Below are 10,094 nucleotides of genomic sequence, written 5' to 3' on the forward strand. Positions count from 1 at the left end.
GTTGCCCATCGCGCCGATCCTCACGCGCAGATGGCCAGGAATTGGGAGGCGCGGGTGCAGGCCACGTACAGCGCCCGGTTGAACTGGTACGCCTCCACCATCCGGTTCAGGTCGCGGTAGTCCACCAAGGCGGTGTCGAACGTGCTGCCCTGGCTCTTGTGGACGGTGATGGCGTAGGCGTGGCGGATGGGGGCGAAGGCGTTCTTCAGGGCCCAGGCCCGGCCCGACGCGCTCTTGGAATCCGTCAGCAGGCCTTCCTTCAGCTTCGGGTTCATTTCGTCGTTGGCCCGGCGCTTGAGGTCGTTCGCCTGCGTGAACAGTTCGGACACCAAGCGCCCCACCAGGTCGGGGTCGTGGGCCACGTGGACCATGATCCCGTTGTCGTCGCCGTCGTCCAGGTACAGGAGGTCGGCGCGGAGGCTCGGGCGCTCGGGCACGTCCGGGTAGTAGCGGTGCCTGACGTCGCGTTCGATGCGCTTGATGACGAGTTCCTGGCTGGTGTGGAGCTGGGTGGGGTCCGTGACCGGCGTGGACACCTCCACGCCGTCGATCACGCGCACCATGTGCTCGCGCACCTTGTCGGCGTCGCAGGCGCTGTGGACGATGACGGGCTCCCCCACGTCGAACGGGGTGCGTCCGTCCGGCACCGGGCCGTACAGGGCCTCGTGGACGGCCCGGTTGAAGAACTCGACGGCGGCGTTGCGGAACGCCAGCACCCGGCAATCCCGGCCCTCCCGGATTTCCGAGACCGCCCACTCGGCGATTTCCTCGGGCCGCATGGAGAACGCCCCGATGGCCTTGGCGTCCACCGGGATGGCGGCCATGATGTCGGCCATCGTCATCCGCTGCTCGGCCTCGATGAATTTGCGGATCACCATCGACAGCCCGATCATGGGATTGCCCTGGGCCTGCCGCACCACCTCGGTCAGCCGGGCTTTGCGCTCGACGTGGGAGAACACCGGGGACATGCCCACGCCGGCCTTCTCGACGGGCGGCAACTGGGCCGGGTCGCCGACGAACAGGATCAGGCAGTCGCGGCGGACGCGCAGCAGCAGCTTGAACATCTCGGTGCCGACCATCGAGGCCTCGTCCACCACCAGCACATCCAGGTCGTGGATGGTGCTGTCGCGCTTCTGGGTGATTTGCTGGGTGCCGTCGTCCCGCTCCTGCATTTGCAGCCCCAGGAAGCTGTGGAGGGTGCCGACGCACACCTTGCCGCCCTGGCCGTCCCATTCGTCCCGGTCGAACCGCGAACCACGCGGCCGCTTGTTGCCGAACCGGACCACGCCGAACTTGCGGAGGTTGGCCGCCAGCACCTTCACCGCCTTGTTGGTGGGGGCCGCGACGCCGATCACGCGCTCCGCTTGCAGGTCGGCCACCAGCTTGCCGACGACGTGGCTCTTGCCCACCCCGGCGAAGCCTTCCAGCACCATCAGGGCCGCGTCCGTCTGGCCCCGGCAGAACTCCAGCATCCCGGCGTAGGCGTGCGCCTGCTGGGGCGTCAGGCCGTCCGTGGTGGGTTCCTGGCGCGGGGGTTCGATGCCGGTGCCGATGCTGGCGAGGAATGGGTGCTGGGTCGCCGCGAGGGCTTTCACTTGTTGCATATCAATCACCTGTCGTTGATCCGCCTGATGGGGATGCCGGGCCATGCGATTCAGGCTTATCGCTTTTCGGGAGCGACCCTAGGCCCGGCAATTCGGTTGTTTTCGGTTTCGGGAGAGGGGTAGACGCGAAGTAGATGAACCTTCCTCTTCCATTCAATCCCTTGCTACGTAAGGCTTTCAGCGTTCGGGTAGCGAGGTAGATGCTTATATAAAGAGGTCTAATTCTTTATATAGGGGGGGCATAAGCCCTAAGGGGATTCGCCTCTCCCATCTACCCGAAGGCCGGAAGCCATGCCGGGCGTGGCTTTGACGGGAGAGGCACTAACATCCAACCCGGTGCTACCCTCTACCCTGATGTAGGCCCGGCCCCCGCGCCCTCGGGGAACCTGGACGATCTCGCCCCGGTCCAGTAGGCTCGCCATGACCGACTCGCGCACGTCCGGCGAAAGCTTCTTGAAGGCCCAACAGCGCTGGGCCAAGTCCTTGGGGGTCCGGCCTTCCGGCCCGCCCTGGCCTATGAAGTACAGGATGAGTTCCCCGGCGTCCTGGGAGGGCTTGGGCGCGGCGGTTCGGGGAGAAACCTCCTCACTCTGAGGGGATTTTGGAACTTCCCCCAATGGGGTAAGTTTCGCGCCATCCGGCATAAGCCTTTTTATAACTAAGTCGTTGAAATGAAAGGCCGTCCGGCTTCTGGGATCGCCCTCGAAAGTGAGGCGGTCCCCGTCGATTTCCAGGGAAATGCGCGTACTGCTGGCGGGGGATGGCGTAGCTGGCTGCTGGGCCAGGAGTTCAAGCCGGTTGAACGCTTCGATGTACTTCTCCTTCCATTCCATGGCGCTCTTGCCGGTGAAGCCCATGGCGAGGATCGTGAATCCGTCGCGGGTCATTTCGTACATGCGTTCCCGGCGGATCGAGTTGTTGGGGCCGGGCACGTCGCGGAACGTCAATCCAAAATTGGATTCACGAAAACCAGGTGAGCATTCCAGGTTATCGATGTCGCGTAAGACATGAGCATGGGATTTCTCAAAAGTCTCGGCGACGATCAGAGAGGTGGTCTTAGGGACGCCGCCGACTATGGAGACGATGGCGTTCGAGGTTCGGCGCTCGCGCTGAACTTTGACTTCCCCCAATGGGGGGGGTGAGATTACGCCACGCTCGGCAAGCCTTTCGATGCTTTGCTTAACCTTGTCATGACGTGATTCGACCAACTCGGAAATGTCCACACTGGACATGGTGATGGACGGATTTTGGGTGTGGATAAGATCATTCATGGTGAAAAACCTCATGAAGCCCGGCTCCAATCGACCGGGCTGAACGGTTGTAGGGCGGGCTTATTCCCCGGTCTTGGGAACTTCGGAGATTTTGAGCGCGGCGGTCAGATGCTCGCGGGCCATGCAGAGCAGTATGACCACGGTCGGATCCAAGGCTTTGGAGGCTATGAGCCTGGAAACGGTATGCTCCAAGAGCAGCAGGATGAGCCTGCCGTCCATGGTGCGCGGACGCTTCTTCCGGTTGTGGCGTTCCAGGGCTTTCAGGGCGTTGGGTAGGGAAGGGATTGCCGGGAAGGGCAAGATTTGGGCGGTATCTGGGCGCGGCTGTTGAATAGCCATGGTGGACTCCTACTTGCAATATTTGAGGAGCCGTCGCCATCCCTGCTAAAAGATGGGTGGACGGACTGTACGGGGTTAGCAGACCGGCAAGTAGGCACCGGCATACCCTCGCGGGTATCCCCGCACAGGCCGTCATTGAAATCTGGGCGGATTCCGGGCATGAAAAAAGCCCGGAGCGCAGATGAGGGGCTGTGCGCCTACTTGCGAACGGGAACCTGCTAAAGTCCCCACCGCCCAATGAGGAGCGGCGAGGAAAAGCATAGGCCCGGACAGGAAGGCGCGTCAAGCGGCTCATGCGGCTTCGCCTCCATCCCCGGCTTCCTCCGCGAATGCCTCCACGGCCCCGGCCTCCTTGACGAACCGCGCCGCGACATAGAGCTTCCCGCCCCGGCCCCTCGGCAACTGCGCCACCTCCCCGTCCTCCACCAGCAGGTCCATCGTCTCGGCCCGCTTTTCCTTGGAGAGCTTCTTGAAGGCCCAACAGCGCTGGCTCAGGTCTTTCGGGGTCCGGCCCTCCGCGCCGCCCTGGGCGATGTAGTCCAGGATTTGCTGGTACTGGGTCAGCTTCCCGTCGTCGGTGCTGAGGATGTTGAAGGCTTCCAGGAACGCCCGGACGTTGGCGGCCACGTAATCGGAAGCCCAGGCCAGGATTTCCCGCGACACCACCGGATGGGGCGGGTTGGCCCACACCGCCAGGACGGCGCACAGCCGCCGCAGGATGGCCCGTGCCGACAGCAGGATGGGCCGGGCCTCGCGCCGGTCGGAGATCGCCATGAGCGCCGCGTAGGCCGCGTCGAGCTTGGCGTCGAACCGCACGGTCCTCAGGTCCGGCTCTTGCGCGGGGTTGTCCTTCACCAGGTCGGTGTCGTCGCCTTGCTCGACCAGGCGGATGGCCTGGATATGGGCGGTGATCCAGCCCGGCACGTCGCCGGGTTCGGGATCGTTCATGGTGTAGGCGGCGGGATCTTCCGGGGCCAGGACGAACAGGAATTGTTCGAGGGCGCCGCGCCCGAGTTCGGAGGCGCGGACCACGGTGGAGAGTTGGTCCGCCGAAATCATGGCCAGGATGGACAGCGCGGGGTGGTGGATGACCACCCGTTCGCCCTGCTTGCCAATCCCGGCCTCCTGCCCGTTGTTGAGGTATATGGGCTTGGCGTTGTGGATGTCGGCGAAGATCGACAGGGTTTGCTCATGCGCCCCCGACGGCTGGCGCTTGGCGAACGCGAGCTGGGAGCCATAGTCGTCCGAGACGTAGAGCAGGGCGGGCGAGCGGTGCAGCATGTTGTACAGCACGCCCGGCGACGAGAACCGGCCATTGGCGATCATGCCCGCGCATCCGGCTTCGGCCAGGGCGCGGTGCAGGGCCGGTTTGTAGTGCCGCACCAGGCCGATGGAATTGGTGACGATGCCGGTGTAGAGGTTCAACGGGTCGCCGAACTCCGTCCGGTACCGGCGGCTCGCGGCGGCGCTGGCCAGGGCGATCGCGGCCAGTTGGCCGGTCTGCCAGCAGATTTCCGGGGCTTCCGCTTGCAGCCACGCCGCCACCTCGTTCAGCGTCTCGCAGGGGAACGGCCTGTGTTGGGCCGGGGCTTCCGGCACCACCTCGTACTTCTTCTGCCGGTTCATTTCCGCGATGTTCTCGGGATCGAAGAACTCGTCGATGCCCGGATTGTTGGCCGGGTCGGAGAGGTCCACGTCCAGCCGGTTTTCCAACCTCCAGCGTTCCGCCTGGGCGCGGGCGCGGGGAATCTGCCGGGCCACCCATTGCATGGCCGAGGCGCGGATGCCCTTGCGGTTCCCCAGCGGCTTCCCGCTCATCGCGTAGGCCGGGCATGTCGCCACGCTGCACATCGTCTCGTCGTCCAGGCCGGCGGCGGCCAGGGCGCAGAGCATGGCGAAGAAATACTCGGAACGGCTGGGCCAGCGCCCCGCGTCCTCCGGGGCCGGGCCGGACTTGATCTTTTCCTTGATGCCCTCCGGCAACGGCAGGGCGTCGAGGTCCACGTCGGCGGCGCTGATGGGGATGACGACGGCGCGGTGGATCTCGGTTTCCGGGACGGTCTCCAGCGCCTCGTAGAAGGCTTCCGGCACGTCCGGGATGTGGTCGAGGGGCACGGTCTCGGTGTAGACGCCCCCCGACGGATGGACCGAACCGGGGGCCACGAACTGCCGCCCGGTGGAACCGATGTCCACCTCCCAGGCCGGTACCCGCTTCTTCCGGGCCGGGTCGTACACCGTGTCCTTGGAGCGCCGGAAGTGGCAGGTGTGGGGCAGCCGCTCGATCTCGACGGCGGCGTAGTAGTGGCGGGAGCCGTTGCCGCGCCCGGACAGCACGGTCGGGTATTGGCCGGGGTCTTCCAGCAGTTCCTCGACGGCGGCGTAGGCTTCCTGGAAATGGCGGGCCTCGTCCGAGCGCACGTCCATGTCCACGCCCACGCAGCACACGCCCTCCCGCAGCACCGACCGGACGCCCAGCCGGATCCCCAGGTTGTAGCCTTGCCGCCAGCTTTGCTTGAGTTCGGACAGGGTCTTGCGGTCCTGGGTGGTCCATTGGTGCTGGACGGGCGCCTTGTCGCGCTCCCGGAGCCAGATCAAATCCAGGCCGACGGGCCAGAGCCGGTTGATGGCCTGGAACAGGTTGGGTTGCTGGGCCGGTGCCGTCATGTCCGCGCCTCCGTTCCGCAGGGGTGGGCCGGCTGGAGCGTCCCGGCGCGCGGGGGGGTTCGTGGTATGATCCGCATGTCGATCACCTCCTCTTTAGGTGGTTGAAGTGGAACCCGGCGCTGTGCTACCAGCGGCCGGGTTTTTTGTTGCCTTGAGCCGCCTTCCGGCCGCCCTGGTTCCATCGGCGCTCATCAGCTATCCCGCGAAATCATTCAGCTATCCTCACGACCCGGAACAGCGGCTTTTCCCACCGTTTCTTCGCGCAGGTCGGTGCCTTGGTTGCCCTGGGGCGGGAGGGGCACGACCATTCCCGGTGCCCTTGGGTCATGGCCGCGAAGGTCCAGCCCGCCGCTTCCAGGCTGGTCCCGGCCTCGGTGTCCAGGGTGTAGGTGACGATCCGGCGGTAGCCCATTGCCCGGCAGATCCGGGCGGCGGTGCCATACAGTTTCGAGCAGGCGTTGCGGGTGCCGTCGGTGCAGCAGCGCGTGACTTCCGCGGTGAATCCGTCGTCCAGGGCGCGGGCCACGGGCCGGCCCACCACGATGACGCCCACCAGGGCATCCCCCAGCGCCGCGCCGACGCCGAACTTCCATGAGCGGGTGGGCCCATGGTGGCGGTGGTGGCGGGCGATGAACGCCTTGGCCTCGCCGAATGTCACCGGGCGGATTTCCAGGCTCATGGAGCCTTCTCCACCAGGTAGCCGACATCCCGCACGAGCTGGATCAGCGTCGGCATCATCCCTTGCAGGGTTTTGGCGGCCTGCTCGGCCTTCTGCTCCGGCTCCACCAGATGGGTCGCGTTCAACCAATACAGGATGGGTTTCCCTTCCTCCCCGAGCGCCGCGATGAGCAGCGAAAGCTTCTTGAGCGGGAAATTCACATTGTCGGCGCCGTTGGCCGAGAGCTTCCGGCTCAGCGCGTTCTCGTCGCGTTCCCCGAGCTTGTCGGCCAACACCTTGAGGGGGATGCCGGACGCCCGCACCGAGGCCCGCACCACGGACATGAGGTCGGGGTATTGATAGGTGATGTCCGGCGGAACGTCGAGTTTCAGTTCCATGGTCCTGGGGCGGTACGGCATAGCTGAACATTCCCTGTCATAGCTGATGTTTGATGATAGAGACGCACGCCGGTCCGGGCGGCATCATTTCCCCACCGAACATCGGAGGGGTACTACAAATGCGATACGAAATCATCAATTTTCTTGTTCATGGCGACACCGCCCACACGGCAATCTCAACCACCAGCGCCGCGCCCATACCGCCCACCAAGGCGGGCACCAGATACAGGGCGTCCAGGTCGGCCAGGGCGCGGTAGGCGCGATGCCCGACCAGGGCGGTGCCGAGGGTGAGGAGGGCTAGGTCGATCATGGGTGGCTCCTCTATGCGGCGCGGTCTTGGGGGGGCCAAAGGTCGGGGCGCAGTTCGTGGCGCGTGACCGCGCCGTTGGTGGCGGTTTCGATCTGGATGGCGCGTTCGGCGGGTAGGCGCTTCGTGAGGTACAGCCACCTATGAATGTGTTGCTGCTTGACTTTTCCGCCAATACGCCGAGCTAACTCTTTTTGGGAGCCGACGGCGGCGATTGCCTTTTCGATGATTGTGTTTTTGGTGTTCATGGGGTTCAGCGTACAATAAAAATTGTACGACGGTCAACCATGAAAGTTGTTTGAACAAAAACAATCACGGTTGTAGCCTTCGCGAATGAATCTTTCAGAACGAATTAAGATGGCCCGCGAATACGCCGGGCTAGATCAGAAGGGGCTTGCCGAGAAGGTGGGCATTTCCCAGCAAATGGTTTCGCGCTTAGAAACCGGCAAGGCGGATGGATCGTCTTATTTGATTAGGATTGCCCAGGTTTGCAGGGTTCATCCATTTTGGCTATATGACGAAAGCGCTGAGATGGTGGATGAAAAATTACTAACGGAAGAAGAGCGCAAACATTTACAGCTATTCCGGGAGGCAAGCCCAAAGACGAGGCGGGCTGTTGAAAATGTTTATGAAATCGAAAAGCAAGATGGAGGAATGAGCCAAGCTCCGGCCAATAATAACAGGCCACAAGAGCAGGCAGCCTAAATCCTGCCAAATCTGTCACAGTTTTTTCTGTGAACTATTTACGTTGACAAGTACGGCGAAAGCCATCTCTTGCTAAGAGACCTGGTAATCGCACGGTTTCAATTCCTCCGATTACGCTGCGCTAATCGGAGCTACGCGGGCTTATCATGCGAATTCGCCTATTAAAGCGGGGATGAATATGCCGGAAGTGATTGCGCTACTGATCTCGCGCACGATTGTCGATGGGAAGCCCATCACCCAAGCACGGCTCTCCGAAGCAACCGGCGTGCCGCAGTCCAGCATCAGCCGCATCCTGAACGGCCATCACACGGCGGTCCATCTCGATAACATGCTGGCGTTCGCACGCTTCTGGAACATCACGCTGGACCAGCTTGCGGGGCTGAAACCCTTGGATGAGCGCGAGTGGTCGCCGGAGGCCCGCAAGGTGGCGGAAATCGTTGACTCCCTCGACCCGGAAGGGAGGCGGGCTGTTTGGGAAGACGCTGAGAAGGAAAAACTCTGGCGGGAAAGGCAAATAGCCTCATCGCCATCATCCCCCGAACCACAGGAGCGGGCAGCCTAAATACTGCCAACCCCGCCGCACTTTTTCAGTGACCTATTTACGTTGACAAAATCTTAGGCCGAGGCATAGCCATCAATGGGCCAAAACCCCAAAATCCCTTGCCCTCAATGCGGTTGCCAGACGTTCAAGGTCTCCGCCAAGCCCAATCGGCTGGACGATCTCGACGGAGCCGTCTGCGAGCGTTGTAACCGAAGGCTCTCCAAGCACGATATCGACTCCTGGCTCAAACGACAGGTTCAAGATGTTGTTTCCAAGGCGTTCAAGAATCTCCGGTAATTCTTGCGGCGCGGCCACGGATTCATTTATCTGCGCTTGTACGGTTGAAATGTCCACCTTGACCGTTACCGATATTTGATCCGGCATGATTAATTCTCCAATCTACACCCTGGCAAGTCAAATTCGTACATAGATAACCCCAGCAAACATGTACACAGAAATAAACGCGGCGCTGCAAAGCGCAAAAGTTATATCCGAATGGCTTGCCGCTAATAAATCGCTCAGAAACTATAATGAATTAGAATCAGCTATTGCAGATATAACAAGCAAGCTTGTTTCATCCAACCAAGCTTTGGTCTCTAGCCTGGAGAAGCAAAAGGCGCTCTCCGATAGAATTTCCGCGCTTGAAAAATACATAGCTGATATCGACGATTTTCAAAGACAAATCGAACGCTACACATTGCATACGCTCGCAACAGGAGCGCTTGTATATATACTCAAGCCAGGAATGGAGAACAACGAGCCACCACACTATCTTTGTAATAATTGCGTGGAAAACAAAAAGCTTTCCAAACTCCAGCCAATGCCGATACCGCTTTTTATGATATGCCAGCGATGCCAAGAAAAGGTATGGATCAAAAAAAGCGCCTAAACAAGCTGGCCGGTGTTTCATAGAGTTATTTACACTGAGAATCACAGGTAAAATTACATATGCCGAACACAGACAGCAAAGAAATCGTCGCGGCGACCCTAGCCGCTGCGATCTACGCCAAAACGAAAATCAAACACCCAAACCCTGAACTTGATGGGAAAGTTACAAGCATTTCACATGACAACATGGATTTGGAAATCCGCAAGGTAGTAGACATCTACAGCGCCACCCTAAAGGTGCTCAAAGAAAGCATCTAGGGTTTTTATATCCGGCACATCGGCAGATAAAACCTCTATCGAGGGCCGAACTGCCGCAACTGTTCCCATGATCTTATCGGCTTCGCTCCGCGTGAAGCCCCGCAATATCTTCAATACATCTTGGGTAGCGATCAGTAGCCGCTCCCTATATTTATCTGCATCCATCGCTTCTTCCTTCAAAACTCAACCCCGTCCTGGATAAGCCCAAGCAGCGCCTGCTCGTCCAGGGCTTTGGGAGTGACTGAAAACCACGGCAACATGCGCCCAGCGTATCCAAGGATGCCTTGCGCCTCGGTCACGCTCATGCCTTTCACGGCTTCCACGATGAGTTTGAGGGCTTCCCATTGCTCCTGGCTAATGCCAGCCTTCCGTAATGTCTCGTTCTCGTTCGGTGTTCGCATAATCCCTCCGTAAGACAAGCGCCCGTTTCAACCTCAACACCAGCCCGCCCCGAGCGGGCT

At 61.2% G+C, this 10,094-nt stretch carries 15 protein-coding genes; 5 read left to right on the forward strand and 10 right to left on the reverse strand.

The genetic code is table 11. The features are described from left to right. Nucleotides 1-20: 20 nt before the first annotated feature. From K5658_RS12870 to K5658_RS12905, 8 genes are all read right to left on the reverse strand, one after another. Nucleotides 21-1,604 carry an ATP-dependent DNA helicase gene (locus K5658_RS12870; protein ID WP_221063535.1) on the reverse strand — a complete coding sequence of 528 codons (1,584 nt, stop codon included), beginning with the start codon at nt 1,602-1,604 and terminating at the stop codon, nt 21-23. Between the two features lie 248 nt (nt 1,605-1,852). After that, complete coding sequence (locus tag K5658_RS12875; RefSeq protein WP_221063536.1) at nt 1,853-2,875, reverse strand: Rha family transcriptional regulator; 1,023 nt, start codon at nt 2,873-2,875, stop codon at nt 1,853-1,855. A gap of 60 nt (nt 2,876-2,935) precedes the next feature. Next, a complete protein-coding gene (locus K5658_RS12880) occupies nt 2,936-3,214 on the reverse strand; it encodes a hypothetical protein (RefSeq protein ID WP_221063537.1) in 279 nt (92 codons plus the stop codon). Between the two features lie 291 nt (nt 3,215-3,505). Continuing rightward, complete coding sequence (locus tag K5658_RS12885) at nt 3,506-5,878, reverse strand: bifunctional DNA primase/polymerase (RefSeq protein WP_221063538.1); 2,373 nt, start codon at nt 5,876-5,878, stop codon at nt 3,506-3,508. A gap of 208 nt (nt 5,879-6,086) precedes the next feature. Beyond that, nucleotides 6,087-6,557: an XF1762 family protein gene (locus K5658_RS12890; protein WP_221063539.1), complete on the reverse strand. Its 471-nt coding sequence runs from the start codon at nt 6,555-6,557 to the stop codon at nt 6,087-6,089. Beyond that, the gene (locus K5658_RS12895) at nt 6,554-6,955 is read right to left on the reverse strand and encodes a hypothetical protein (protein ID WP_221063540.1); all 402 of its coding nucleotides are present in this window, start codon (nt 6,953-6,955) and stop codon (nt 6,554-6,556) included. The genes K5658_RS12890 and K5658_RS12895 overlap by 4 nt, the downstream gene beginning before the upstream one ends. Nucleotides 6,956-7,082: 127 nt before the next feature. Continuing rightward, nucleotides 7,083-7,244: a hypothetical protein gene (locus tag K5658_RS12900; protein WP_221063541.1), complete on the reverse strand. Its 162-nt coding sequence runs from the start codon at nt 7,242-7,244 to the stop codon at nt 7,083-7,085. Nucleotides 7,245-7,255: 11 nt separating this feature from the next. After that, complete coding sequence (locus K5658_RS12905) at nt 7,256-7,489, reverse strand: transcriptional regulator (protein ID WP_221063542.1); 234 nt, start codon at nt 7,487-7,489, stop codon at nt 7,256-7,258. 85 nt (nt 7,490-7,574) lie between these two features. Here K5658_RS12905 and K5658_RS12910 point away from each other — a divergent pair, with 85 nt between their 5' ends. The 5 genes from K5658_RS12910 (at nt 7,575) to K5658_RS12930 (ending at nt 9,633) form a co-directional block, all read left to right on the forward strand. Next, nucleotides 7,575-7,946 carry a helix-turn-helix domain-containing protein gene (locus K5658_RS12910; RefSeq protein WP_281425889.1) on the forward strand — a complete coding sequence of 124 codons (372 nt, stop codon included), beginning with the start codon at nt 7,575-7,577 and terminating at the stop codon, nt 7,944-7,946. A 178-nt stretch (nt 7,947-8,124) separates the two neighbouring features. Further along, nucleotides 8,125-8,508 (forward strand): helix-turn-helix domain-containing protein, encoded by a 384-nt coding sequence (locus K5658_RS12915; protein WP_221063544.1) that lies wholly within the window; start codon nt 8,125-8,127, stop codon nt 8,506-8,508. 75 nt (nt 8,509-8,583) lie between these two features. Next, nucleotides 8,584-8,784 carry an ECs_2282 family putative zinc-binding protein gene (locus K5658_RS24185; RefSeq protein ID WP_425515853.1) on the forward strand — a complete coding sequence of 67 codons (201 nt, stop codon included), beginning with the start codon at nt 8,584-8,586 and terminating at the stop codon, nt 8,782-8,784. Between the two features lie 148 nt (nt 8,785-8,932). Then, nucleotides 8,933-9,376, forward strand: coding sequence for a hypothetical protein (locus K5658_RS12925; RefSeq protein WP_221063546.1), 444 nt, complete (start codon nt 8,933-8,935; stop codon nt 9,374-9,376). Between the two features lie 59 nt (nt 9,377-9,435). Beyond that, nucleotides 9,436-9,633 (forward strand): hypothetical protein, encoded by a 198-nt coding sequence (locus K5658_RS12930; protein ID WP_221063547.1) that lies wholly within the window; start codon nt 9,436-9,438, stop codon nt 9,631-9,633. On the opposite strand, the gene K5658_RS12935 is transcribed toward K5658_RS12930, so the two are convergent. Both K5658_RS12935 and K5658_RS12940 read right to left on the reverse strand, forming a co-directional pair. Next, nucleotides 9,607-9,813: a hypothetical protein gene (locus K5658_RS12935; RefSeq protein WP_221063548.1), complete on the reverse strand. Its 207-nt coding sequence runs from the start codon at nt 9,811-9,813 to the stop codon at nt 9,607-9,609. The genes K5658_RS12930 and K5658_RS12935 overlap by 27 nt on opposite strands. Then, nucleotides 9,810-10,034, reverse strand: a complete 225-nt coding sequence (locus tag K5658_RS12940; protein ID WP_221063549.1) for a DUF4197 domain-containing protein — start codon at nt 10,032-10,034, stop codon at nt 9,810-9,812. Before K5658_RS12940 ends, K5658_RS12935 begins: the two co-directional genes overlap by 4 nt. Between the last annotated feature and the right edge of the window lie 60 nt (nt 10,035-10,094).

This window comes from Methylomagnum ishizawai (assembly GCF_019670005.1).
Lineage (GTDB): Bacteria > Pseudomonadota > Gammaproteobacteria > Methylococcales > Methylococcaceae > Methylomagnum > Methylomagnum ishizawai.

Bases quoted from the DNA above. Each gene is read 5' to 3' on its own strand.
- K5658_RS24185 (WP_425515853.1), top strand. From the start codon at position 8,584: ATGGGCCAAAACCCCAAAATCCCTTGCCCTCAATGCGGTTGCCAGACG.
- K5658_RS12905 (WP_221063542.1), bottom strand. From the start codon at position 7,489: ATGAACACCAAAAACACAATCATCGAAAAGGCAATCGCCGCCGTCGGC.
- K5658_RS12875 (WP_221063536.1), bottom strand. From the start codon at position 2,875: ATGAATGATCTTATCCACACCCAAAATCCGTCCATCACCATGTCCAGT.
- K5658_RS12915 (WP_221063544.1), top strand. From the start codon at position 8,125: ATGCCGGAAGTGATTGCGCTACTGATCTCGCGCACGATTGTCGATGGG.
- K5658_RS12870 (WP_221063535.1), bottom strand. From the start codon at position 1,604: ATGCAACAAGTGAAAGCCCTCGCGGCGACCCAGCACCCATTCCTCGCC.
- K5658_RS12895 (WP_221063540.1), bottom strand. From the start codon at position 6,955: ATGCCGTACCGCCCCAGGACCATGGAACTGAAACTCGACGTTCCGCCG.
- K5658_RS12900 (WP_221063541.1), bottom strand. From the start codon at position 7,244: ATGATCGACCTAGCCCTCCTCACCCTCGGCACCGCCCTGGTCGGGCAT.
- K5658_RS12885 (WP_221063538.1), bottom strand. From the start codon at position 5,878: ATGACGGCACCGGCCCAGCAACCCAACCTGTTCCAGGCCATCAACCGG.
- K5658_RS12925 (WP_221063546.1), top strand. From the start codon at position 8,933: ATGTACACAGAAATAAACGCGGCGCTGCAAAGCGCAAAAGTTATATCC.
- K5658_RS12930 (WP_221063547.1), top strand. From the start codon at position 9,436: ATGCCGAACACAGACAGCAAAGAAATCGTCGCGGCGACCCTAGCCGCT.
- K5658_RS12890 (WP_221063539.1), bottom strand. From the start codon at position 6,557: ATGAGCCTGGAAATCCGCCCGGTGACATTCGGCGAGGCCAAGGCGTTC.
- K5658_RS12940 (WP_221063549.1), bottom strand. From the start codon at position 10,034: ATGCGAACACCGAACGAGAACGAGACATTACGGAAGGCTGGCATTAGC.
- K5658_RS12880 (WP_221063537.1), bottom strand. From the start codon at position 3,214: ATGGCTATTCAACAGCCGCGCCCAGATACCGCCCAAATCTTGCCCTTC.
- K5658_RS12910 (WP_281425889.1), top strand. From the start codon at position 7,575: ATGAATCTTTCAGAACGAATTAAGATGGCCCGCGAATACGCCGGGCTA.